Source organism: Clostridium prolinivorans (genome assembly GCF_004011155.1).
GTDB lineage: Bacteria > Bacillota > Clostridia > Clostridiales > Clostridiaceae > Clostridium_AT > Clostridium_AT prolinivorans.
The window spans coordinates 138,982-165,886 of the sequence record NZ_RJWG01000003.1 but is presented as its reverse complement, the minus strand read 5'-3'; the positions used below and the strand labels follow the sequence as shown (position 1 = coordinate 165,886).

Annotated in this window: 18 protein-coding genes and 1 other annotated feature (1 of these 19 cut by a window edge); of the genes, 5 read left to right on the top strand and 13 right to left on the bottom strand. The window is 27.5% G+C overall.

The annotated features are described in order from the left end of the window. Positions 1–204: a binding site (T-box leader), on the bottom strand (it extends 32 nt beyond the left edge of the window). Between the two features lie 188 nt (positions 205–392). Beyond that, positions 393–2,024, bottom strand: a complete 1,632-nt coding sequence (locus tag EGD97_RS04920) for a glycoside hydrolase family 13 protein (RefSeq protein ID WP_127836624.1) — start codon at positions 2,022–2,024, stop codon at positions 393–395. 676 nt (positions 2,025–2,700) lie between these two features. Here EGD97_RS04920 and EGD97_RS04915 point away from each other — a divergent pair. From EGD97_RS04915 to murQ, 3 genes are all read left to right on the top strand, one after another. After that, on the top strand, positions 2,701–4,050 hold the full coding sequence (locus EGD97_RS04915; RefSeq protein ID WP_127836623.1) for a PTS transporter subunit EIIC: 1,350 nt from the start codon (positions 2,701–2,703) through the stop codon (positions 4,048–4,050). Positions 4,051–4,143: 93 nt separating this feature from the next. Continuing rightward, on the top strand, positions 4,144–5,223 hold the full coding sequence (locus EGD97_RS04910) for a DUF871 domain-containing protein (protein ID WP_127836622.1): 1,080 nt from the start codon (positions 4,144–4,146) through the stop codon (positions 5,221–5,223). A gap of 37 nt (positions 5,224–5,260) precedes the next feature. Continuing rightward, a complete protein-coding gene (gene murQ, locus EGD97_RS04905) occupies positions 5,261–6,184 on the top strand; it encodes an N-acetylmuramic acid 6-phosphate etherase (RefSeq protein WP_127836621.1) in 924 nt (307 codons plus the stop codon). A 115-nt stretch (positions 6,185–6,299) separates the two neighbouring features. Here murQ and bglX read toward each other — a convergent pair whose 3' ends face one another. The 8 genes from bglX to EGD97_RS04865 all read right to left on the bottom strand — a co-directional run bounded on the left by bglX (position 6,300) and on the right by EGD97_RS04865 (position 20,081). After that, positions 6,300–8,468, bottom strand: a complete 2,169-nt coding sequence (gene bglX / locus EGD97_RS04900) for a beta-glucosidase BglX (RefSeq protein WP_228201971.1) — start codon at positions 8,466–8,468, stop codon at positions 6,300–6,302. An 80-nt stretch (positions 8,469–8,548) separates the two neighbouring features. Next, positions 8,549–10,105, bottom strand: a complete 1,557-nt coding sequence (locus EGD97_RS04895) for a DUF3502 domain-containing protein (RefSeq protein ID WP_127836620.1) — start codon at positions 10,103–10,105, stop codon at positions 8,549–8,551. Positions 10,106–10,257: 152 nt separating this feature from the next. Beyond that, positions 10,258–11,145, bottom strand: a complete 888-nt coding sequence (locus tag EGD97_RS04890) for a carbohydrate ABC transporter permease (RefSeq protein WP_127836619.1) — start codon at positions 11,143–11,145, stop codon at positions 10,258–10,260. A 14-nt stretch (positions 11,146–11,159) separates the two neighbouring features. After that, on the bottom strand, positions 11,160–12,089 hold the full coding sequence (locus EGD97_RS04885) for an ABC transporter permease (RefSeq protein ID WP_228201970.1): 930 nt from the start codon (positions 12,087–12,089) through the stop codon (positions 11,160–11,162). A 53-nt stretch (positions 12,090–12,142) separates the two neighbouring features. Continuing rightward, positions 12,143–14,524 (bottom strand): GH36-type glycosyl hydrolase domain-containing protein, encoded by a 2,382-nt coding sequence (locus EGD97_RS04880; RefSeq protein WP_127836618.1) that lies wholly within the window; start codon positions 14,522–14,524, stop codon positions 12,143–12,145. A 17-nt stretch (positions 14,525–14,541) separates the two neighbouring features. Beyond that, a complete protein-coding gene (locus EGD97_RS04875; RefSeq protein WP_127836617.1) occupies positions 14,542–16,887 on the bottom strand; it encodes a beta-galactosidase in 2,346 nt (781 codons plus the stop codon). Between the two features lie 97 nt (positions 16,888–16,984). Beyond that, on the bottom strand, positions 16,985–17,995 hold the full coding sequence (locus tag EGD97_RS04870) for a LacI family DNA-binding transcriptional regulator (protein ID WP_127836616.1): 1,011 nt from the start codon (positions 17,993–17,995) through the stop codon (positions 16,985–16,987). Between the two features lie 421 nt (positions 17,996–18,416). Then, complete coding sequence (locus EGD97_RS04865; RefSeq protein WP_078682788.1) at positions 18,417–20,081, bottom strand: ribonuclease J; 1,665 nt, start codon at positions 20,079–20,081, stop codon at positions 18,417–18,419. Between the two features lie 340 nt (positions 20,082–20,421). On the opposite strand from EGD97_RS04865, the gene EGD97_RS04860 reads away from it, so the two are divergent. Further along, positions 20,422–21,741 carry a replication-associated recombination protein A gene (locus tag EGD97_RS04860; protein ID WP_127836661.1) on the top strand — a complete coding sequence of 440 codons (1,320 nt, stop codon included), beginning with the start codon at positions 20,422–20,424 and terminating at the stop codon, positions 21,739–21,741. 57 nt (positions 21,742–21,798) lie between these two features. Here the strand turns inward: EGD97_RS04860 and EGD97_RS04855 are convergent, their stop codons facing one another. Both EGD97_RS04855 and EGD97_RS12365 read right to left on the bottom strand, forming a co-directional pair. Further along, complete coding sequence (locus EGD97_RS04855; RefSeq protein ID WP_127836615.1) at positions 21,799–23,535, bottom strand: ABC transporter ATP-binding protein; 1,737 nt, start codon at positions 23,533–23,535, stop codon at positions 21,799–21,801. 452 nt (positions 23,536–23,987) lie between these two features. Beyond that, positions 23,988–24,149: a hypothetical protein gene (locus EGD97_RS12365; protein WP_164850160.1), complete on the bottom strand. Its 162-nt coding sequence runs from the start codon at positions 24,147–24,149 to the stop codon at positions 23,988–23,990. A gap of 154 nt (positions 24,150–24,303) precedes the next feature. Here EGD97_RS12365 and EGD97_RS04850 point away from each other — a divergent pair, with 154 nt between their 5' ends. Then, positions 24,304–25,155, top strand: a complete 852-nt coding sequence (locus tag EGD97_RS04850; RefSeq protein WP_228201969.1) for a YitT family protein — start codon at positions 24,304–24,306, stop codon at positions 25,153–25,155. Positions 25,156–25,409: 254 nt separating this feature from the next. Here EGD97_RS04850 and EGD97_RS12360 read toward each other — a convergent pair whose 3' ends face one another. Together EGD97_RS12360 and EGD97_RS04845 are read right to left on the bottom strand one after the other, a co-directional pair. Further along, positions 25,410–25,796 carry a hypothetical protein gene (locus EGD97_RS12360; RefSeq protein WP_078682345.1) on the bottom strand — a complete coding sequence of 129 codons (387 nt, stop codon included), beginning with the start codon at positions 25,794–25,796 and terminating at the stop codon, positions 25,410–25,412. A 131-nt stretch (positions 25,797–25,927) separates the two neighbouring features. Beyond that, positions 25,928–26,884 carry a 2-hydroxyacid dehydrogenase gene (locus EGD97_RS04845; protein WP_127836614.1) on the bottom strand — a complete coding sequence of 319 codons (957 nt, stop codon included), beginning with the start codon at positions 26,882–26,884 and terminating at the stop codon, positions 25,928–25,930. Positions 26,885–26,905 lie beyond the last annotated feature (21 nt).

The following is a 26,905-nucleotide window of genomic DNA, read 5'->3' as shown; positions in this document are numbered from 1 at the left end:
ACTCTGATTAGGTATAAAATACCCATCTTTATTCTGACACAATCATGTCATAGCTCTATAACGTGAGCTCACGTATCAGCCTACTTTCTTCGGCTTAATGCTCACAGGGGCACTTCAACTATAATCCAACATAAAGTTCTCTCACCCTAGAAACTTCTCTCTGTCTGATTCATATAGTTTACTTTTCCTGATCACAGCATTTAATTCATACTATTTTACTTATATTTATATTATAAACGCTTATGTAAAAAAATCAATATATTTTTATAAGAATAAAATCTAAATCTAGAAAAAGTTTTAATGAATATTAAAACTTTTTAAACTTATCTATTTAAATCAGTTTATAATTATAATAATTTTTAAATCTCAATAAAATTTTAACTTTTACTATTTTAAAATAGCTTATAAACACATGCTTCATAAGGAGCGAGTGTAAATTTTCTTATATCATTTTCTTTATTAGAGTAATTTGAAATAATAAGCTCTTTATCTTTATATAAAATATCCTTTGGCAGAGTAAATTCTGTTTCTTTACCATAAAAATTACATATGACAATGAGTTTTTCACCTTTATATTCTCTAATATAAGAAAATATTTGAGGATGCTCCCTGTTTATAAGTTTATAATCTCCGTACACTATTAAAGGATTATTCTTTCTTAAATCCACAAGCTTTTTGTAGTAATAGAATATAGAGTCTTTATTTTTTAAATCATTTTCTACATTTATTTCCTTATAATTTTTGTTTACTTCTATCCATGGTGTTCCTTTAGTAAAACCTGCATTATATTCATCATTCCATTGCATTGGAGTTCTAGCGTTATCTCTTCCTTTTGTCATAATTGATTTCATGATTTCTTCATGAGAATATCCTTTTTCAATTCTTTCTTTATATAAGTTTAATGTTTCAATATCTTTATATTGGTTTATATCTGTAAAATAAGCATTAGTCATACCAATTTCTTCGCCTTGATATATGTAAGGTGTACCTTTCATAAAATGAAGTATAGTTGCAAGCATTTTTGCAGACTCTACTCTATATTCTTTGTCATTTCCCCATCTTGAAACTATTCTTGGCTGATCATGGTTATTCCAATAAAGGCTATTCCATCCTTCTGTACCAAGATCAGTCTGCCAAGAACTTAATATATCTTTAAGCTCAATTAAATCTAATTCTTTTAAATCCCATTTTGATTTACCCTTTTGTTCATCTAACCCTACATGCTGAAAATGAAATACCATATTAAGTTCTTTTCTTTCTGGATTACTGTAAAGTTTTGCTCTTTCTATTGTTGCTCCACCTGTTTCCCCTACTGTAAAAGAATCAAACTTTCCAAATGTTTTTTTATGCATCTCTTGAATATATTTATGAGTATTATCAGTATTTCCCAAAATACAATTATCTATATCTTTTCCTATTAATTCAATAACGTCCATTCTAAATCCTGCAATACCCTTATCAAGCCAAAAGTTCATCATATCATATATTTCTTCTCTTAATTTTGCATTATCCCAATTTAAATCAGGCTGTTTTTTGCTAAATAAATGAAGATAATACTGCTTAGTATGTTCATCATACTGCCAAGCAGAACCACTAAAATAAGATTTAATGTCACTTGGTTCTTTACCATCTTTCCCATCTCTCCAAATATAATAATCTCTATATGGGTTATCTTTAGATTTTCTAGACTCTATAAACCAATTATGTTCATCTGAAGTATGATTTACAACTAAATCCATTATTATTTTAATGCCTCTTTTATCTGCTTCTTTTATAAGTTGTTCCATATCTTGCATAGTACCAAACTCAGAGGCAATTTCTTTATAATTACTTATATCATAACCATTATCATCCATTGGTGATTCATATACTGGTGATAACCATATTATACCTATACCTAGTTCTTTAAGATAATCAAGTTTACTTATTATGCCTTGTAAATCTCCAATTCCATCATTGTTACTATCCATAAAACTTTTAGGATAAATTTGATAAACAACTTTGTCATGCCACCATTTTTCCATAAAAAATCCCACCTTTTATTTTATCTTATACAAATTGTATGCTTGTCTTGTTAATACTATATATTAATACCTTTTGTATAATTTTATTTTTATGATCTATTACATCTTATTTTAATTCAAATTTCAAAATATGTAAATATATTGAATTTTAGACATTATAATATTAATATTTCTTTTATTCCAAAATATAAAATAAAATATTTGTCTGTTTATATTGAAAAAGTTTAAAAAATGTTTGTGAAAGAAATTGACAAGATATTTAAAAAATTATAAAATAAAATTACAAGATTGTAAATTATTTTTATATATTAATGATTATCTCACAAAAACTATTTTTTCTTAGAATTGACCACTATATTTTTGAAGTAAATCAATAATAAACTACTACTCATTATTTAATGGAAATTCATTTACAGTTTATTGTGTTTTAATCATATTAATAAAAATATAATTCTTTCTTGTAGCCAATTATTAAAACGTTTTATATAAGGCATAACAACTAAATATAGTATAAAAATGAACAATTATATATCTTATTTTAATATAGTTAATATTTTATTAATACGATTACACTAAACTTTGAAAATCGATACTTATAATTTTTATTTAATTTATCATAAGAGCATTTTATTAATACTATTATTTATTATAAAAATTTTAATTAGGAGGAATCATTATGTCTAATACAAACATAACTCCCAAAATTTTGGCTGAAAACATTTTAGACAAACTTGGTGGAGGAGACAATTTATCATCTGTAGTTTACTGCATGACAAGGCTTAGGGTAACTCTAAAAAATCCAAATCTTGCTGATAAGGAAGGACTAAAAAAGATTGAAGGAGTTATGGGACTTGTAGAACAAGGAGGTCAGATTCAAATTATTTTAGGCCCTGGAAGAGTTACTAAAGTAGCAAATGAAGTTGGAGAAATCACTGGACTTAAAATTGGAGAAGTTGATGAAGCCGAACTTTTAAAAGCTGAGATAAAAGCTAAAAACAATACTCCATTTAAAAATTTATTAAAAAAAATATCCAGTATATTCATCCCTCTTATTCCAGCATTTATAGGATGTGGTCTTGTAACAGGAATACTTAATATTTTAGTAAAATTTAATGCTGACTTTGCAGCAACTCCAACAGCACAAATATTAGTTATAATAGGAAATTCAGTGTTTTGGGGATTAAGCTTATTTGTAGGTGTTAATGCCGCTAAAGAATTTGGAGGTTCCCCAATACTTGGTGGTGTAATGGCCGCAATAATAACTCATCCAAACTTAGCAAATATAAAATTATTTGGCAAAGCATTAGTGCCAGGCAGAGGTGGAATAATAGCAGTTCTTATAGTAGTTGCATTTAGCAGCTATCTTGAAAAGAAAATAAGAAAAATAGTACCAGAAGTACTTGATTTATTTATTACTCCATTATTAGTTGTATTAATATCTGGATTTATTGCATTAATAATATTGCAACCAATAGGAGGGGCTATTTCAGATGGAATTGGAAATGCAGTTAAAGCAGCTATAAATGGTGGTGGAGCATTTACTGGATTTATTTTGGGAGGAACTTTCCTTCCACTTGTTATGACTGGATTGCATCAAGGTTTAACTCCAATACATGCAGACCTTATAAAAACTACAGGTATGACATTACTTCTTCCAATATTAGCTATGGCTGGAGCAGGTCAAGTTGGAGCATCTATTGCTGTACTTGTTAAAACAAAAAATCAAAGATTAAAGAAAACAATATGGTCAGCACTTCCAGTAGGTATACTTGGTGTAGGAGAACCTTTAATATATGGTGTTACTCTGCCTCTTGGTAAACCATTTTTAGGAGCTTGTATAGGGGGAGCTTTTGGAGGAGCAATTAATGCCGCTTTAGCTGTAGGAGCTAAAAGTATGGGATTATCAGGAATACCTCTTTCATTATTAGTAAACAAGCCAATGGTTTATCTATTTGCAGTAATAATATCATATGTAGCTGGGTTTGCAGCAACTTATATTTTAGGTTTTGACGATCCACAAGAATAATATAAAATTGGACAGCAGAATAATATTATATGGTTAATTTTAATTAACTTTGTTAAATACTGCTGTCCTTTTATTTTAATTAGGAGGATTTTTATGTCAAAGGGTATATCAGTTTTTGTAGGAATGAATTATTTTCTAGAAGATAATATAAAATTTATTAAAAATGCTAAAACTTTTGGTTTTAATAGTGTATTTACTTCCCTTCATATTCCAGAAGCAAATTATAAAAAGGCTATTTTAGATTTTAAAGAAATTGCCTCTTTATGTAAAGAATTAAATATGAATATAATTGCAGATATTTCCCCTAGAGCATTTAATTATCTTGGATTTGATATAAATAATCTAAAAGCTATTAAAGATTTAGGTATATCTGCTATAAGAATAGATTTTGGCTTTTCTGCAAAAGAAATTGCATATTTCACCAAAAATCCTTATGGATTAAAAATAGAAATAAACGCTAGTACTGTAACAGAAAAATTTTTAAAAGAGCTTGAAAGTTATAACCCTAATTATGAAATGCTTCAATCATGTCACAATTATTATCCAAGATTAAACACAGGGATATCTATTAAAACTTTTAAAAAGAAAAATGATATGTTAAAAAAATACAATTTAAAAATATCTGCTTTTATTCCTTCTTTAGTAAATAAAAGAGGACCTATTTTTGAAGGACTTCCAACTCTTGAAATTCACAGATTTTTAGATCCTCAAATATCTGCAAAAGAACTTTTTGCATTAGGTATAGATGAAGTTTTTTTTGGTGATGCCATACCAGCAGAAGAAGAGTTAAAAACAGTTGGAAAAATTTCAGAAAATATTATTGACCTTAGAATAGAAACTTTTAATCCATGCAGTATAGAAGAAAATATTATTTTCAATTATATTCATGAAAATAGACCTGATGCTGCAGAAGATGTAATAAGATCAACTAATTCAAGAATTAGTTTAAAAAAGGACGATATAATAAATCCCAATAATACTCTAGAGAGAGAACCAGGATTTATAACTATAGATAATAAAATTTATTTAAGATATTGTGGAGAACTTCAAATCTGTAAAAAAAATTTACCTAAAGATGAAAGAGTAAATGTAGTAGGCAGAATTATCGATGAAGAAATTTTTTTAATTAATTATATAGATGATGAAATAAAATTTAGATTTACAAGAAAATAACAGGAGGTGAAAGCTGCAAAAATTTGCAGCAAAATATATGGAAATTGAAAATTTGTCAAAACTTATTACAGAAGACAGAAATCCAAATACTATGAATATAGATAATGTGAGTACTTTAAAAATGATAGAAATGATAAATGAAGAAGATAAAAAAGTAGCTAAAGCAGTGGGTAAAGAAAAAGAAAGTATTGCTAAAGCAGTGGATTTAATTGCTGATAGATTATCTAAAGGAGGCAGACTTATTTACATTGGTGCAGGTACAAGTGGAAGGCTTGGAATACTTGACGCTTCAGAATGTCCTCCTACTTATGGAGTTTCTTCAGATTTAGTTCAAGGTGTTATTGCAGGAGGATATGCGGCTATGTTTAAAGCAATTGAAGGAGCAGAAGATGACAGTGAACTTGCCATAAAAGATTTAAAAGAAAAAAATTTAACTTGTAAAGATGTTGTATGTGGTATAGCAGCTTCAGGAAGAACTCCTTATGTCATAGGAGGAATGAAATACGCTAAAAGTTTAGGAGCAGCTGTTATATGTCTTACTATGAATCCAAAAAGTGAAATGGCAAAACTTGCAGATATACCTATATCCGTCATAGTTGGTCCAGAAGTTATTATGGGATCTACAAGAATGAAAGCAGGCACAGCTCAAAAAATGGTACTTAATATGCTTACCACTGGAGCTATGATTAAACTTGGAAAGGTATATAGCAATTTAATGGTTGATGTTAAAGCTTCAAATAAAAAGCTTTATGCTAGAGCTAAAAGAATAACTATGCTTGCTACTTATGAAAAAGAAGAAACTGTATCTAAGATACTAGAAGAAACTAATTTTGATGTAAAGCTAAGCATACTAATGCTTAAAACAGGGCTTACTAAAGAAAAAGCTCAAAAGCTTTTAAACGAAAATAATGGTTATATATCAAAAGCCATTAAATCATTAAAAGGCCATAATTCTAAATAATTCTATTTTTAAAGTTTTTATAACAAAAGCAGGCTCTACAAATTAGTACAAAACCTGCTTTTACTTTTATCAATTTTTAATTATTATAAGAGTATAAATTTATTAAAATATTATTTTATTTAAGCTCAAAACTTAAAATTTGCAAATCCCTTGAATTTGGGCCTACCATGACATTAAATCTACCTTTTTCAGATTTAAATTCCATTTTATCGTTATAAAATCTAAGCATTTCCTCTTTTATTTCAAATAATACCTCTTTTTCTTCTCCTGCTTCTAATTTAATTTTTTTAAATCCTTTAAGTTCCTTTATTGGTCTAATTACACTTGCAGCTAAATCTCTTATGTAAAGCTGAACTATTTCTTCTCCAACCCTTGTTCCTGTATTTTTAATCTTTACAGAAACTGTTATAGTATTATTCTCTGTTAATACTTTTTCACTTATTTTTAAATCTGAATATTCAAAAGTAGTATAACTTAGCCCAAATCCAAAAGGCAGTAATGGTAAATTTGGTATATCAAGATATTGTGAAGAATATCTATATTCATTACTTTCATCTGATGGTTTAGGTCTTCCTGTATTAAAAGCATTGTAATATATTGGTATCTGACCTATTGTATATGGAAAACTCATGCTTAAACGTCCTTTAGGATATTTGTCTCCAAATAAAATATCTGCTGCTGCATTACCTCCTTCTGTTCCTGGAAACCATGCTTCTAAAATAGCAGGTGCTTTACTATACAATTTCGTTATTTCCAAAGGTCTACCATTAAATAATACAACAATAGTTTCTTTCCCAAGTTTCAATATTCTCTCCGCAAGTTCTTCTTGCCTTCCTGGAAGTTTTATAAAAGCTCTGCTTGCCCCTTCTCCAGTCATTCCAGAATCTTCTCCTAATGCAAGTATTATAATATCTGCTTTTTCAGCTTCAGAGACTGCTTTTTCAATTTCATAATCATTTCCATCTAATATTCCACAACCATTTGAAACTATAACTTTTTCACTTCCTATTTTATTTATAATACCTTCTTTTAACGAAACTGCTTCTTCAGGTTTCCCTTGCCATGACCATCCACCTAATATTTCATGATTGTCAGCAAAAGGACCTATTATTGCAACTTTATTAACCTCTTTAGATATTGGTAGAACATTTTCATTTTTTAATAATACCATAGAAGATGCTGCTATATTTCTTGCAGATTTTCTATGCTCATCACATAGTATTATCTCGGCTTCTTTTTTTTCATTTGCTCCTTTAAATGGATTTTCAAACAAGCCTAATTCTTCTTTAAGTTTTAATATCCTTAAAACTGCTTCATCTATAAATTCACTGCTTATTTTCCCTTCTTCAACAAGAGTTTCTAAAGATTTAACATAGCATCCAGTCATCATTTCTATATCTACTCCAGCTTTAATTGCTTTTTCTGCTGCTTCTTTTTCGTCTTCAGCTACTCCATGTGCTATTAATTCTTTAATTGCCCCCCAATCTGAAATTGTTACTCCGTCAAATCCCCATTCATTTCTTAATATATCTCTCATTAACCATGTATTGCCACTTGAAGGTATCCTATTTACTGGATTAAAAGATGTCATAACCATTTTTACACCTTCTTCAATAGCTGCTTTATAAGATGGAAGATAATATTCCCTTAACATACCTTCTGAAATATCAACTGTATTATATTCTCTTCCACTTTCTGCTGCTCCATAAGCTGCAAAATGTTTTACACACGCTCCAATATTTTCATCTTTTTTTATATTATCTCCTTGATATCCTTTAACAAAAGCACGAGCAAATAAACTATTTAAATATGGATCTTCCCCTGTTGATTCCATTACTCTTCCCCACCTTGCATCTCTAACAAGATCTACCATAGGTGAAAATGTAACATGAATCCCAGCAGCAGAAGCTTCTTTTGCAGAAACTCTTGCAACTTCTTTAGCTAAATCTTTATCCCAAGTACAACCTATACCTAATGGAATTGGAAATATAGTTCTATATCCATGTATTATATCTGCCATAAACATTAAAGGTATCTTTTTTTCACTTTTCTCTAAATAATTTTTTTGTATACTTACAGCTTCTTTAGCTCCACTAATTCCAATAACAGAACCAACTTTCCATATATCTTTTTCTTTTAATCCTAAATCCTCTAATGGTCCTGTTATTTCTCCTGTTGTTTTTGGATTAAAAAAACTAGGAATTATTTGAATTAATTGACCTATTTTTTCTTCTAATGTCATACTTTCTAATATCTTTTTAATATCTATTTTTTTGCTATTCACATTTTTTACCTCTTTCTTTTAAAATTAATATTTATAATTCAAGCCTCCAAATTAGGAGGCCTTAAATTATTTCATAAATTTTATTGTGCTGGTTTATAATTTTGAAGTTGTTTTTTTATTTCATCTATAATTTTATCTATTCCTGCTGATTTAAGTTTATTTCTATAATTTTCTACAGCAGTCTTTGGATCTCCAGATTTTCCAAATAATATCGGAACACCATACATTACATTTACTTGATTTACAGCTGCTATTTCTGAATCTACTGCTTTTGAATTAAAATTAAAATTAGCAAAAGGATCTTTTATAGCAAATGTATCATAATGCTTATTCATATCAGCTCTTCCTTTATAATCTGAAGCCATTGGTATTTCAAATTCATCAGTTCTTACAGCCCACGCTGATTGACCATATCCATTTTTCTTATCATCAAAATTTTCAGGAGTTATACGTTTACCATTACTATCTAACTCATAGTTTCTCCCTTTTATACCATACTGGAATAAATCATAAATTTCTTTATCATTCATAAGTAAATCAATCATCATAAGAGATCTTTCAGGATTTTTAGAATTTGCACTAATTGCTGTAGCATTTTGCATTGTATTTGTTTTTATAACTTTTTTATTAGCTTCACCAAAGCAATAAAACTTAGGATCAGAATTTGGTTGAGCTTTTAGAAGTCCACCATACCATCCAATATAACCCTGAGCATGTTGAAAAAATGATGCACCTTTACCTGTATTAAAAGAATTAACAGGATCTTTTTTGCTTGAAAGAACATCTTGAGGCCAATATCCTTTATCTGCCCAATTTTTCATCTTTTCTGCAAATGCATAAAATTCATCTGTAAATGCTGGGTGGAATATATTATTAATTTCGTCTTTAGATTTTGCAGTAAGATACATTGTACTTAAAGCTAGTCCAGGAGCTGGAATCCAAGTGCTTGTACTTTCAATAAACATCTTATATAAATCACTAGCATTATTAATATTAGCATCCCATGGAATTATACCGTTTTCATTTTTCAGTACCCCATCAAAATATTTTTCCATATCATCCATAGAAGAAATAGATTCTATACCATATTTTTTAGAATAATCTCCTCTATAAACAAATCCATGAGGTATATATTCAGTATATCTTGAAGGTATAGCATATATTTTACCATTATATTTTGTATCATTCCACATATCCTGACTTGTCTTTTTCCAAGTTTCTGGAGCATATACTGGCAATAAATCATCAAGTGCTTTGAAAGAATTTTTTTCAGCTAAGCTAAAATAATTAGGGTTAGCTGCACTTGATACATATATCATATCATAGTTTTCTCCTGAAGCAAATACTAAAGGATATTTTGTTGAAATAGCATCCCATGGAATATACTTTATTTCAAGTGTAGCATTTATTTTTTCAGTAAGCTTTTTATTAAGCTCAGCCATAACATTTTCATGGTCTGGAGATTGATTACCCCATAAATACATAACTAGATTTACTTTTTTAGAAGTATCAACTTTTTTCCCATTAGTAGATGCCCCTGTATCCTCCTTCTTTGAGCATCCAATTAAAGTACCTAAGCTCATAGATAAAACAAGTAAAGATGCAATACATTTTTTTATACGAATTTTCTTTTTCATAGATTCCCCTCCTAATTCTACATACTATATATTGATTGTATTAATAATTAAACAGTTAATATCACCACCCTTCTATACTTTATTTTGTTAAAGTTTTATTATAAACATTAAATATATAATGATAATTCAACCAAGCATTATATATTATCCTGCTATCCTTTAACTGATCCAACTATTAACCCTTTTACAAAATATTTTTGTAAAAATGGATAAAATAATATTACAGGTCCAGTTACTATAATAGCTGTAGCCATTTTTATAGATTCAGTAGGTATTTTTGATAAATCTATATTCGCTCCAATTTTTATTAAATTAGTAATATTAGCTGAAGCCATCATATTTTGTAGAAAATACTGTAATGGATACTTTTCAGGAGTTTGTATATAAAGCATAGCATTATACCATTCATTCCAATATCCAAGTGCTTGAAATAATCCTACTGTTGCTAATGCAGGTTTAGAAAGAGGTATTACAATCTGCCAATATATCCTAAAATCTCCAGCTCCATCTAACTTTGCTGCTTCATAAAGAGAATCAGGTATAGATTTCATAAAATTACGTAATAAAAATATTGACCATACATTAGCAAGACCTGGAAGAATCATTGCAAAAATGTTATCTTTTAAATGTAAATACTTAACCATCATTATGTAAAAAGGAACTAATCCACCATTAAACAAAGTTGTAAAATAAATATAAAAAGCAAATTTATTTCTATATTTAAAATCTTTTCTTCCTAATACATAAGCAGTCATTGACATAAGTATTAATCCTGTTGCTGTACCAAAAATAGTAATAAATATTGTAACTTTATATGCATTAAATATTTCTTTCCCATTACTAAGTAAAAGCTTATATGCATCAAAACTTATATGTTTAGGAATTAATGAATATCCATATTTTACAATATCATTTTCTGGAGTAATGGAAGCAGATATAACTAAAAAAAATGGTATTAAGCAAAACAATGCAAATATACTTATAATTAAATAACAAAATACTTTAAATATTTTACTTTTAGTGTCTTTATAAAAATCCAACTAATTCACCTCCATTAAAAAAGTGCATAATCACTATCTATCTTTTTTACAATAAAATTTATAGTCAGTACTAATACAAGCCCAAATATAGATTGATAAAATCCTGCTGCAGCACTTAACGAAAAATTAAAATTTCCTATTAAACTTCTAAATACATAAGTATCAATAATGTCTGTCTGTGGAAAAAGTAATGCATTATTTCCAATTAGATTATAAAATAAATCAAATTGACCTCTTAATATACCTCCAAGACTAAATAATAATAACATTACAAAAGTAGGTTTTAATAAAGGCAATGTTATATATCTTATTTTTTGAAATATACTAACTCCATCTATTACTGCTGCTTCATATATTTCTTCATCTATTCCCGTAATAGATGCAAGATATACTATCATTCCATATCCTGTGCCTTTCCAAATATAAAAAATAGTTACAATATATTTCCATATACCTACATCTCCATAGAAATCATGTTTACCTATGCCTAAATTATTTAATATAGAATTTATTAATCCTTGATCATAGCTAAATAAATTATATGCAAACACTCCAACAATTACATAAGAAATAAAATTAGGAAGAAGAATAACAGACTGTGATATTTTTTTAAATAATTTGTTTGATACTTCACTAATTAATATTGCAATAAAAATTTGAATTATATTTCCAAGTAATATAAAAACTATATTATAAAAAATTGTATTTTTAGTAATACGCCATAAATCACCACTTGTAATAAGAAATTTAAAATTATCAAATCCTACAAAATTACTTCCAAATATACCATTAGAATAATCATAATTAACAAATGCTATGTATACTCCAGGCATTACCATATAACTAAATATAAAAAAATATATTACTATAGGTAAGAGCATAATAAATAATGTTTTGTTATTTTTGATTTCCTGTATAAAATTTTTACTTTTTATACTATTCATCATAATTTCCTCCTATTTTCGCTTATATTTAATTCTCAATACTTTGCTTTAGACTATCCCATAATAACTTTAATTTTATGCTGCTTACCATCTGAAAAATCAGGAATTATATTGTTTTGTATTAAATTTCCATCTACATATATTTCTTTAATACCTTTACTTACATGCAAACTGTTATCTACTTCAATTAAATATTCCGAACCTCTAAATTGTCTTTTGTAAGTAAATCCATCCCATTCTTTTGGTATACATGGATCTATTTTTAATCCTTCTATTGTTGGTCTAACTCCTAGTATAAAATGTGTTCCAACTCTATGAAGCCATTGTGAAGAACCTGTATACCATGACCATCCACCTCGTCCATAATAAGGTGATAATGGGCCATCACTATTACCTGGAGTTACATAAGGTTCTGCCATATAATTTTCAATATCATTTGATCTATTAGGAGGACATATTTTTCTATAAGCTTCATAAGCGTGTTCAGCATCTCCCATCAGAGCATAAGCCCAAACAGCCCAAGTTGCAGCATGAGTATATACACCACCATTTTCTCTTAATCCTGGAGCATACCTAGTAATATATCCTATATCTGTTCTAGGCTTTGTATATGCTGGATGCAAAAGTAATGCTCCATAATCTTTTAATAAATATTTTGTAACAGCTTCCATAGATTTTTCTGCTTTATCTTTATCTGCTATACCACTTATAACAGCCCAAATCTGCGGATTTAAAAATATTTTTCCTTCTTCATTTTCCTTTGATCCAACTTTTTCCCAATTATCTGTAGTTGCTTGAATATACCACTCTCCATCCCAACCATATTTATTAATTGAAAATTTTAATGTCTCTAACACATCTTTTGCTTTATCAGCAAATAATTTATCTCCACGGCTTTCTGCTATAGGTATAAAATCTTTTAATATTTTATATAAAAATTCTCCCACCCAAATACTTTCACCTTTCCAATCGTTACCTACTGCACTTAACCCATCATTCCAATCATGATCTCCCATAAGTGGAATTCCTCTTGGGCTTATTCTTAAAAATACTCTTTCTATAGCTCTTTTACAATGTTCATATATAGTGGCTTCTTTATCATCTAAAAATGGAGTTATTTCATCATATATTGAATAATCTTTTGTTTCTTCTATATAAGATTCAGTTATAAACGGCAACCATAGAAGATCATCAGAGCATCTTGTTCTAGGCCCACCTCCATTTATTGTAAACCACCAGTGGAGAACATCCCCTTCTTTAAACTGCTGTTTTGAATGCATTAGTATTTGTTTTTTTGCAAGTTCACTTTTATTTGTCAAAAATATCTGAGAGTCTTGAAGCTGATCTCTAAAACCATATCCTGCTGAAGTTTGATAATATGCAGATTTACCCCATAATCTACACGAAATAGATTGATACTTTAGCCAAATATTTGTCATAATATTCATAGCATCATCTGGAGTATTGATTTCTTCTGTATCTATAAATTCACTCCAAAATTTATTAACTGCTTTTAACGCCGCCTTTGAAGTCTCAACATCTGTAAACTTTCTAGCAATCTTACGAGCATCTTCATCTCCTTTTTTAGCAGCTCCTATAGTAAATACTATTGTTTTAGAGTCACCTGGATTTAAGCTAACTTCTACTTGAAGAGATGCTGCTGCATCTACAAATCTTCCAGTTCTTTTTGAAAGTTTTTCCATATTCATAGCTTGAGGAGTTGCTTCTGAGTTATACATACCAATAAAAGATTCTTTATCACCATCATAAGATTTAACTTTTTCACTAGAGGCATGAAAAGCTATATAATCCCAATCTGTATTGTTTGCTCTACCTTTCTCATCTGTAAATTGGCCAAGATATTTTTCAACCAAAAGTCCATTTATTTCTTCATCAAATTTAGAATTAATAAATATTTTATGAAATTCTCTATGTTCATCTGGAGCATTTCCAAGTCCCCATTCAAAAAATGTTGTTATATCTAATTTCCTTTCCTTTAAATCTTCATTAGTTAAAGTGATCTGCATTATTTCAACTGGCTCCTCAGGTACTACAAATACAGTCATTTCACTTTTTATATTGTCCACTTTGTGATTAAAAACAGAATATCCAATACCATGACGTACTTCATATTCTTGATACTCTGCTTTTACTGGTGCCCAAGCTGCTGACCAATATTTTTTGCTTTCTAAATCACGTATGTATACATATTTGCCCCATGAATCTTTAATAAGATCTTGAAAAGCCCTTGTTATCCTATTTTGTCCTGCATTCCCTCTCCATGAATATCCACCACCAGTTTGTGATATCATAAAAGAATAATCACCATTGCTTATAATATTAGCCCATGGTCTTGGAGTTTTAGGATTTGTAATAACATACTCTCTTCCATCTTCTGTGAAATAACCATATTTGCTTTCAAATAATTTTTTCATATTATTTCCTCCCAACTTTAAAACGTTATCTTAATATTTTTGTGTAAGCAATTTTTTAAAATTAACTTATATTTTTCATTTTCATTAATTAATTCATAAGCTATATTTTGAGTTTCTACTTGAACTTTTTTACTAAATTTCATTATTTCTATATTTTGCTTACAAAAAACTTCAATTTTATTTTTATCATTTAAAACTAATTCGCAAGTAGAATAAATTAATTCGATATTTTCATTTATTTTATAATTAATAGGAAGAAGTAACCCGCTTCTTGGATTTATTGTAATTTCATAACCGTCAAATAGAATTTCTCCAAAGTAATCAAACACCATTGTTTTTTTATATTCATCATAATTTTGTATAAACATAAATTTTGTATTTTTACCTGGTATACTCCTAAATGAAACATCTATATAATCATTTCTTTTTGTTACAGGATAATTGCCTATTTTTTCTGCAAGTTTTAAAATTATTTCATTTTTAAAATAGTGTTCTAATTTAAAACCTATACCTAAAACTATTATTTTACCTTTTCCTATATTTTTCTCAAAAGCACAAACCTTTTGATTATCATCTTGCAAGTAAGCAAAACTTTTAATATTATTCCCTTTGTATATTTCCACATAATCTGCTACCACTGAATCTATATCTTCTAAAATTACATATTTGTCCAAAAAACTTTCAACAACTTCTATATTTAAAGCTTCAATAAGTTTAGTACACATCTCACCTTTCATGTTCATAGTAGGAACTGATGGGTATAATATTAACTGTCCCCCATCTTTTACATATTCAATAAGTTTTTCCTGAATATCTTCATCCATCCAATGACTTGAAAACATCCATAAACTTTTTATTTTATTTACATTAATTTTTTTATCTCTTTTTACATCATAACCTTCATAAGTTATATTGTTTAATGTAAGACCTTTAGCTATTCCATCATATAAAAAAGATTCTCTAAATATTTTTAATATATCATTCATTTTTTGTGTATATTTATTAGAATACTCAGTCATATAATAATCAGCATAAAAACCAATATAGGTTACAATATCTTTTTTAGATTCTAATAATTCTTTTTCTATTGCTTTTATTACATTACCTAAATATTGAATTATATAATAATGTTTTTTTAAAGATCCATCTGAAGATATAGGAGCCTGCCAATCATGTCTTTTCCCGAGAAGTCCTATATCTTCATAATTTTCTCCTCCTGCAAACATATAGTAATTAAGTGAATTCATTCCATTTGCAATACAAAGCCTAGTTGTTAAATCAAAAGTAGTTGGTTGAAGTCTTGGTATATCATATTGAAATCCTCCTTGAAATTCTGCAGAAAAAAGAGGTTGCTTTTCATTTTGAATTGCTTTAGTAAAAGCATTGGCTAAAACAATATCATGATAATTTTCAAAAACAATATTCCCTATATAATAATCTCCTGCAGTAATAATTTCATCAATTTGGGCAGCTTCATAAAGTTGAGATAAACCTATTGGATATCTTCCTCCTCGTTTTGCATAATCATTAGAATCAAATCCATGCACATTTATTGCAAAAGGAATTTTAATCCCATATTTAAGTGCCATTGCTTTTAATGTTTCAATATATTTTTTATAATATATTCTCATAAATAACATAAATTCATTTTGAAGCTTAATACCCAAATTTTCTTTCGGCTCTTTAATTAATTTAATTACATCATCGTATCTTTTTAAATTTGTTTGTAGCAAAATATTTAATTCATTTAAAGTATATTTAGATTTAATATAACAAACAAATTTTTTTAATGTGTCTTCATTGTAATCTGCTTGATTAGTAACCCACTGAAGCATTCCAACTTCATTGTCTAATTGAAACATTATAACATTCTTTCCGTTTGTTATTTGCATTGGAGCTATAACTTTACAAATAGCTTTATACCAATTTTCTACTTTTTCTAAAAATGTAGGATGTAAATAACTTACAACTCCTGTAGTATGCATTTCTCCATTTTGATTTTTAGCAATTACTTCTGGATACTTTTCGTTTATCCAATATGGTATGCCATGATTTTTTATTTCTGACATTACGTACGGTCCTGGCCTTACCAAACAATACATGCCTTGCTCCTCTACTTTTTTTAAAAAATATACTAAATCTCTTTCAGGTGTACTTTCCCCAATTAAATCAATGTTACCTTCTTTAACTTCATGCCACATCCATGGTATATAAGTACTAATAAGATTACACCCTGCTTCTTTAATTTTTTTTATTCTATCTTCCCACTCTTTTTTAGGAACTCTAAAATAATGAAGTTCTCCACCATATATAAAAATTTTTTCACCATTTATAATAAAAGCTTCTTCTTTACTGTCTATCAAAATTTAGCAACTCCTTTAAAACATTATATTCGTAACGTTTCGATTTTTTTCATATAGTACTTCTTTTAGTACTATATGATCTTAATTAAATCAAAATCTAATCAAATTTTTCTTTACTTTGTGATTTTATACAAGACTCTCTTTTTATAAGTTTCGCAGGTAAAATCAATTTCCCGCATTTAGAATTTTCTTTTAATCCTTGAAATATTAAATTAGCAGCCATAGTTCCCCATTCATAATTATAATGACTTATAGTAGTTAACGAAGGTTTAATGTAAGAAGACAATCTAATATCATCATAACCAACTATAGAAATATCTTCTGGTACATTAATTCCATCTTCATTTAATGCATTTATTGCACCTATTGCCATTTCATCATTAGCACAAAATATTGCATCTAATGGTATTTTATTTAATTTAGAATTTAATATAAGAAGCTTAGCAGCTCCATATCCGCCTTCTTCAGTAAATCTTCCTTGAACAATCAAATTAGGATTAAATTCTATATTATTATCTGACAATGCTTTTTTATATCCTTCTAAACGCTTCATATTATCATATGATACAACAGGTCCGCTTATATAAGCAATATTTCTATGCCCTAATTCAATTAAATATTGAGTAGCATTATAAGCCCCTTGTACATTATCTAAAAGAACAGTATATACATTTTCGCATTCTAATTCTCTATCCATAACAACTATAGGAAACTGAGGACTAGCTACCTTTAAAATTAAGTCATCAGGAATATGAGGAGATAATATTATAGCTCCATCTACCCGTCTTTCATTTAAAAATTTTTCTGTCATTTTATAAGTACATACAATTAAATTGTAATTATTGCATATCGCTACATCTTGTACTCCTCTTAAAACTTCACTGTAGAAAGGTCCTCCAAAATCGCTAACAAACATACATATTATGCCTGTTTTTTTATTTCTTTTTAAATCTTTTGCTGCTCCATTTGGTCTATAGCCCAATTCTTCGGCAGCTTTTAAAACTTTTTCTTTAGTAGCTTGACTAACTTTTCCTGTTCCATTAAGTGCATAAGATGCTGTTGATAAAGCTACATTAGCTAAACGAGCTACGTCCTTTATTGTATGCATATAACTTCATCCTCTACTTTTTTATTCATTAATAAAATATAAAACAATATATTTTCTATTTACATTACTGTAAAAACGTTTCGACTATGATTTTATTATATATGTTATTTTATATAAATGCAATAGTTTACATTTATTTTTCTCAAATATTTTTAAAAATACTGTAACAAAATAGAGTTGTTGATCTTAAAATAAATTAAATATTTCTACCTTTTCTTGTATTTAATTAACAACTCTCCAATAAAAATTCCAATTAAAGCAATTATACTATAAACAAAACACCATATTCAAAAAGTAGTATTAAATAAAATATGTGCAAAGAGAATTAAATAAAGTTTAAAAACTCTAATCTCATTACACATATTTTATTTATTGCATTTTTAATTACAAATTTATTGTTATTTTCTAAATACTATTTTATTTATATTTCCATAATTATAGGAAGTATAATAGGTCTTCTTTTAGTTTTTTCATATAAAAATCTGCTTACAGAGTTTTTTATATTTGATTTTATAACTGTCCATTCTATAATCTTATTATCTAAACATTTATCAATTTCTTCTCTTACTATATCTTTAGTTGCATTAAGTAATTTTTCAGATTCTTTTGCATAAATAAAGCCTCTTGTTATTATATCTGGTCCTGCAATAATACTAAATGATTCTTTTTCTATAGTTACTACTATTGTTAAAATTCCATCTTCTCCTAAATGTTTTCTATCTCTAAGAACTATATTGCCTACATCTCCGACACCTAAACCATCTACCATAATAGCTCCAGAGCTTACCTTTCCTCCTAATTTTATAGAATCCTTTGTAACTTCTACAACTGTTCCTGTTTCTCCTATAACAATATTTTTTTTATCCATTCCTAATTTTTCTGCAAGCATAGCATGATGCATTAAATGCCTATATTCTCCATGAACAGGCATAAAAAATTTAGGTTTTACTAATGTATGTATAAGCTTTAATTCTTCCTGACGAGCATGACCTGAAACATGAACTTCTTCAAAAGCTTCATAAACAACCTCTGCCCCTTTTTTAAATAATTCATTTATTACCCTAGATATAAATTTTTCATTACCTGGAATGGGAGATGCTGAAACAATAACTAAATCTTGAGGTTCTACTTTTAGTATTTTATGTGTTCCAATAGACATCCTTGCTAAAGCTGACATAGGTTCCCCCTGACTTCCAGTCGTAATTATTGTTAATTTATTATTTGGATATTCATTTATTTCTTCAATACTTATATTATATCCTTCTGGTATATTTAAATATCCTAATTCCATTGCTACTTGAGAAACTTGCTCCATACTTCTTCCACTAAAAGCTATCTTCCTGCCATAATTTACAGATGAATCTATAATTTGCTGTATTCTATGTATATTAGAAGCAAAAGTTGCTACTATAATACGCCCCATAGCTTTTTTAAATACTTTATCAAAAGTTTCGCCAATAACCTTTTCCGAAACAGTATATCCTTGTCTTTCTACATTTGTACTATCTGCTAAAAGAAGTAAAACCCCTTCTCTTCCTAATTGTGAAATTCTGTGTAAATCCATCATTTTACCATCTATTGGTGTATAATCAATTTTAAAATCACCTGTATGAATTATAACTCCAATAGGAGTATGTATAGCTAATGTACATGAATCTGAAATACTATGGCTGTTTCTTATAAATTCTATTTTTAAAAAATTATTTTCAACTATATCTCCCGGCTCTACAATATTAAGTTTACAATCATAAAGCATCTTGTGTTCTTTAAGCTTAAGTTCAACTAAGCCTAATGTTAATCTTGTTCCGTATATTGGAACATTTATCTGTTTTAAAATATATGGTACTGCCCCTATATGATCTTCATGTCCATGAGTTAAATAAATACCTTTTACCTTTTCTTTATTGTTTAAAAGATAAGTAATATTAGGTATTACTAAATCTACTCCATACATATCTTCTTCTGGGAAAGAAAGCCCACAATCAATTACTATTATTTCATCTTTATATTCTATTACTGTAATGTTCTTTCCTATTTCACCTAACCCACCTAAAGGAATAACCTTTAATATATCATTGCTATCCATTTTATCACTCCTGTTTTTATATAATTAAAATATTTCTATATTAAATTAAAGTTTTAATAATTTTTATATATATTAACCCACAATAAACTATAAATTAATTTTCACGATATATTTTATAGTGTTTTAAGATTTCTATTTTTATATATCAGCTTATCAATTTTTAATAAAAATATTTTAAATCTTAATGATACTTTTAATTTATAATATGTAATAATTGTTAATTATATTTTATTTATATAAATCTATTTTCACCTAATTTAAAATTACTATTCTATCATTATAATAAAGTATGGTAAAATATATAAAACAAATGAAACTAAAATTTTTAGGAAGTGAATATATGGATTTATTCGATATAGCTAATGCTAAAAATAACATAAATTTAAAACCTTTAGCAGAAAGAGTACGACCTGAAACACTTGATGAATATATAGGTCAAAAGCATATTTTATCTAAAGATAAAATGCTTTATAGAGCCATAGTAACAGATAATATATCTTCAGCTATTTTTTATGGACCCCCTGGAGTTGGAAAAACTACATTAGCTAGAATTATTGCCAATCAAACTAAAGCAAATTTTATAGAATTAAGTGCTGTTACTGCAGGAACAGCTGATATTAGAAAAATTGTTCAAGAAGCCGAAAATAACTTAAAGCTATACAGTAAAAAAACAATACTTTTTTTAGATGAGGTACATAGATTTAGTAAATCTCAGCAAGATTCTCTTCTTCCATCTGTCGAAAAAGGTATAATAATTTTAATAGGTGCTACTACCGAAAACCCTTATTTTGAAGTAAATAACGCACTTTTATCCCGTTCTATGATATTTGAACTTAAGCCTTTGACTGATGAAGAAGTAATACTTGCACTAAAAAATGCAGTAAAAAACCCAAAAGGTCTTGGTAATCTAAATATAGATATAGAAGAAGATGTTTTTAAATATTTTGCTATTCACAGTAATGGAGATATAAGAAAGGCTCTTAATGCTTTAGAAATGGCTGTAAAAACTTCAAAAATGAATGGAAATAAAATTGTTATAACTGTAGAAGATGCAAAAGAATGTATACAAAGAAAAATGACTTTATATGATAAAAATGGAGATAATCATTATGATACCATAAGCGCATTTATAAAATCTATGAGAGGAAGCGATCCTGACGCAGCAGTTTACTATCTTGCAAAAATGCTTGATTCCGGTGAAGATCCTGTTTTCATAGCAAGAAGAATTGTTATTTTCGCTTCTGAGGATATTGGAAACGCAGACCCAATGGCTCTTGTTGTAGCAACTAGTGCTATGACTGCCTGCCATATGATAGGTATGCCTGAATGCAGGATTAATTTATCACAAGCAGCTATATATGCAGCTTGCGCACCAAAATCCAATGCTTCTATAATGGCTATAGATAAAGCTCTTTCTGATGTAAGAAAAACAAAGGATAGCGGAATTCCCCCTTATCTAATGGATGCTCATTATAAAGGAGCCAAAAATCTTAATCGTGGTAAAGGATATCTTTATCCTCATGATTTTGGAGGTTTTATAGAGCAGCAATATCTTCCAACATCACATAAGGATAAAATATATTATAATCCTACAGAAAATGGTATAGAAGCAAAATTAAAAAATAGATTAAATACTCTTTGGAAAAATAAAAAAAGATAAAATATAATAAATGATATAAATGATAATAAAAAATGACGAGATTTTTCTCGTCATTTTTTATGCTATTTCAAACTGCATATTATAAAGGCCAGCATATATTCCATTTTTCCTTAATAATTCTTCGTGAGTTCCTTCTTCTTTAATTCCATCTTCTGTTAAAACTAATATATTATCTGCATTTCTTATAGTACTTAACCTATGTGCTATTACAATGGTTGTCCTATTTTTTGATAAATCTTCTAAAGATTTTTGAATATATCTTTCACTTTCATTATCTAAAGCTGATGTTGCTTCATCAAGTATTAATATTGGAGGATTCTTTAAAAACACTCTAGCAATTGAAATTCTCTGTTTTTGGCCTCCTGAAAGTTTAACTCCTCTTTCACCTACATAAGTATTATATCCGTCTTCAAGTTCCATTATAAATTCATGAGCATTAGCTCTTTTGGAAGCTTCTATTATTTCCTCATCTGTAGCATCTGGTTTTCCATAAGCTATATTTTCTTTTATAGTTCCAGAGAACATATAAACATCTTGTTGTACAATTCCTATATTATTTCTTAAAGATTTTAGCTTAATATCTTTTATGTCTATACCATCAATTTTAACAGATCCTTCATCTATTTCATAAAATCTTGGTATTATACTGCAAAAGGTTGTTTTTCCTGCTCCAGATGGTCCAACTATAGCAACAGTTTTTCCTGCTTTAATATTAACATTTATATTTTTTAAAATAGTATTTTTATTATCATAACTAAAAGATACATTTTCAAAAGCAATATTACCTTTTGTATTTTTAAGTTCTATTGCTCCCTTTTTATCTTTTATATCAGGATGCGTATCCATAATTTCTAAAAATCTTTCAAATCCTGTTATACCTCTTTGATATTGCTCAGTAAAGTTTATAAGTTTTTCTATAGGATTTAAGAATATATTTATATAAAGTATATAAACTACAAGATCTGATGTTTGTAGTTCTCCTGTACTTATAAATATTCCTCCAAAAAGTATTACTGAAAGATATAAAATACCTTGGAAAAATCCATTTGTACTATAAAATTTTCCCATAACGCTGTAATTATCTTCTTTGCTTTGTAAATATTCATTATTGCTCTTTTGAAATTTTTTCTTTTCTATGCTTTCATTCGCAAAAGATTTTACTACTCTTATTCCAGAAAGACTGTCTTGAATTTGAGCATTTACATTAGCTATCTTTTCTCTATTTTTTGTAAATACTGTTTTCATTTTTTTGTTGTAAAAATATGAAAAATATGCCATAAACAGAGTTATAAAAATTAATATAACTGTAAGCTTAATATTTATATTCATAAGAATTACAAAAGAACCTGTTATCTTTAATATAGATATAAATAGATCTTCTGGTCCGTGATGCGCTAATTCTGAAATATCAAAAAGGTCTGTAACTATTCTAGACATTAGCTTACCTGTATTATTGTTATCATAATAAGAAAATGATAATTTTTGAAGATGATTAAATATATCTCTCCTCATATCTGTTTCCATTTTTGCACCCATAACGTGTCCTTGAAAAGTTATGTAATATTGGCAAAAATATCTTATGATATACATAAAAAGAAGTATGGTACCTACTAATGCTACATATTTTAATATTTGAGATTTTTCTCCTTTATATACATCATCTAATAAGAAATTCACAAATAATGGAAAAACTAAATCTATGACTGACAAAGTTAGTGCACAAAACATGTCCATAAAAAACATAAATTTATAAGGCTTATAATAACTTATAAATTTTTTTAAGATTTTGGTCATTATTATCCCCCTTAATTCTAAAATTTAATATATTAAGTAAAATAATAATCCTCTCTGGTCAGACAAAAAATATTTCCTGCTCGGATTATTATTTTACTTTATTATATATTTAAAGTTTAATGCTAATTTTAAGTAAAATAATAATTCTCTCTGGTCAGATAAAAGATATTCTCTGCTCGGATTATTATTTTACTTTATTATATATTTAAGGTTTAATGCTGATTTTCATGTTGGATATTTATGATGTAAAAGTAAATATTTTTTTGTAAATTTATTGTATTTATAACCTTTTTGTGTTGTTAAACTTTAATAATAAATAATAAGCTTATTTACACATAACATTCTATACTAATTAATAATTTTTATCAATAGCAATTTTATACTATATATTTTTTAAAAACTGATTTTTGCTTTTTAATAATATTATTAATAATTAATAATAATTAATTATTTTATTTTTCAGAGTCAGCTTCAAAAGAGTGTTTTTCTGGTTCATGTATACCTACTTTATGGCCATTTTCTATCCCGAAATGACTTCCGTTTTGAAAATATATTCTTCTAAGTTCAGGATTGGATTTATGCCTTGTTTTTTTAAGACCTTTATTATTATCCATAAAATTCCCTCCTTAAAAAATTAATAAATCTTCAATATTAATTTAACCAAAAGCAGTTTTTATATTTTAGGAAATTGAAGTATACTTTATTATTTTTTTCATTTAAATAATATTTTATTTTCTGTGAAAGACTATAATTAAGGTGGTGAAAATTTTGAGATTAAACAGTTTTGAATTCACTAAAAAGCTATTGATTACAATAAGTGCAAGCTTTTTTTCAGCTTTAGGTGTAAATATGTTTTTAGTTCCACATAAACTTTTAAGCGGTGGAGTATCTGGTGTTTCTCTTATAATTCAATATTTACTACATATTCCTTCTGGAATTATTGTACTTGCACTAAATATTCCTTTATTTATTTTAAGTATAAAAGAACTTGATAAGGAATTTACTTTTTTAACTATAGCAGGCACTATATTTAATTCTATTTTTTTAATACTTACAAGAAATATATCTAATTTATTTTTTACTAAAGATATGCTTTTAAGCTGCATTTATGGAGGAGTTATAAATGGAGCTGCAATAGGATTAGTTTTTAGTAATCATGGCTCTTTAGGTGGTACTGATATAATTTCAATGTATATTAGGAAAAAATTTTATCTAGAACTTGGTAAAGTATCTTTTGGTATAAATTTATTGATAGTTTCATTTAGTTCTATATTTTTTGGTATAGAAAGAGGACTTTATACTTTAATATCTATGTATATAGTTTCTGCTGTAATAGATAAAATGATAAATGGTTTTGACAGAAAAAAAATGATTTTGGTTGTAACAAATAAAGAAAATGAAATAATCGAAAAAATTAAAACAGATTTAAGAAGAAGCTCTACTCTTATAAATGCTGTTGGAACTTATAGTAAAAGAGATAAAAAAATTATATATTGTGTTGTATCCTTATCTCAAGTTCCTAAAGCAAAAACTATAGTTCAAAATATAGATCCTTATGCTTTTATGTCTGTACTTGATACTTCAGAAATTTTAGGCGAAGGTTTTAAAAAATCCATATAAAAACAAAATCATAAAAAGAAGCCTTTTGCAAAATAAGTAAATAGTTATATGCAAAAGGCTCCTTTTTAATTATTTAATTATTTGTATAATGGCTTATACTTCTTCCTTATATAACCTACCATACTTACAAATCCTGCTGCTGCCAAAGTACCAACACCTATAATTATTTTTTTAACCATAAACATCACGCTCCCCTGAAATTTATATTTAAATTATTTCCATAGGATAAGCTATTTAAACTAAATTTTAGAATTTTATTTTTTCTTTTTTGATTTTAATATAGCTGCCACAATGCCTGCTGTTACAACTCCAATTCCTGCAATGACTTTAGCTGCCTCTTTTATGTTGTTTTTTCTATCTTCATAAGTTTTGTTTTCTTCTTCTTTTACAATCATAGTTTTAATGTTAACTGGTTTATTTTCTTCTTTTGAATTATCAGCATCTTCATAACTTTCAAGATTATTTTGAGTTTCATTATTTACAATTTCATTATTTTGAGTTTCATCATTTACAGTTTTTGTTTCTTCTTCTACTTCTTTATTTTCTTCTGCTTCTTTATTTTTAGTTTCTTCTTTATTTTCTTTTGCTTCTTTTTCTGATGAAGCATTTTTTAATTTATCTGCTATATCTTTTATGCTCATTTTTATCATCTCTCCTTTTTATAAAATCATTATATAAAAATAGTTTATGTAATGATTTAAAAATATTTCTATCTCTTAAACAAATTATAACATAAAAAAGCAGAATTCTTAATTCTGCTTTTTATTTTTAATTAATATTTTATTACATTTTGAGGTTTACCTTCTAACCATTTGTTAATATTTTCAAAAGTTATATTAGCTCTTCTTATCATAGCCTCTTTTGTAGCAAAACCAATGTGAGGTACTAATACAGCATTACGTATACTTAAAAGAGGATAATCAGAAGGTATAGGAGGTTCCATATCAAATACATCTATTCCAGCCCCAGAAATTTTACCTTCTTTAAGTGCCTTTGCTAATGCGTTATTATCTACTATAGGACCTCTTGCAGTATTTATAAGTATTGCATTTTTCTTCATAAGTTTAATTTTTTCTTCACTTATAAGTCCTTTTGTATAATCATTTAATGGTGTATGAATTGTAACTATATCGCTTTGTTTTAATAATTCATCTAAAGATACATATTTAATTCCCTTATCTTTAAGTTCTTTTTTCTCACTTCTGCTCCATGCAATTACTCTGCAACCGAAAGCTAAAGCAATTTCTGCTACTTTTGAACCTATTGCACCAGTTCCTATTACACCTAAAGTTTTTCCAGCTAAATCAGTTTGGCTATAACCATCTTTAGTTTTACCTTCTCTTACTAATTTATCCAAAGGAACTATGTTCCTTAAAACTGAAAATATAAGTCCAAATGTTAATTCTGCTACCGAAGATGTGCTATAACCTGCCGCATTACATACCATTATATTTTTATCTTTACATACATTTAAATCTACATGATCAACTCCTGTAAAAGCTACAGAAATCATTTTTAACTTTTCATCAGAAGCTATAACTTCACCATTTAAAGGCATATTAGCTAAAACTAAAATTTCTGCATCTTTAACTCTTTTTTTTAAAATATTTGTATCTGTAATTTTATCATTATATATTATAAGTTCATGTCCTTTATCTGTAATAGGTTTTGCTATATTTCTAATTTCTTCTTCAGAAATTCCTAATGGTTCAATAACAACTATCTTCATTTTCATACTTCCTTTCAAAAT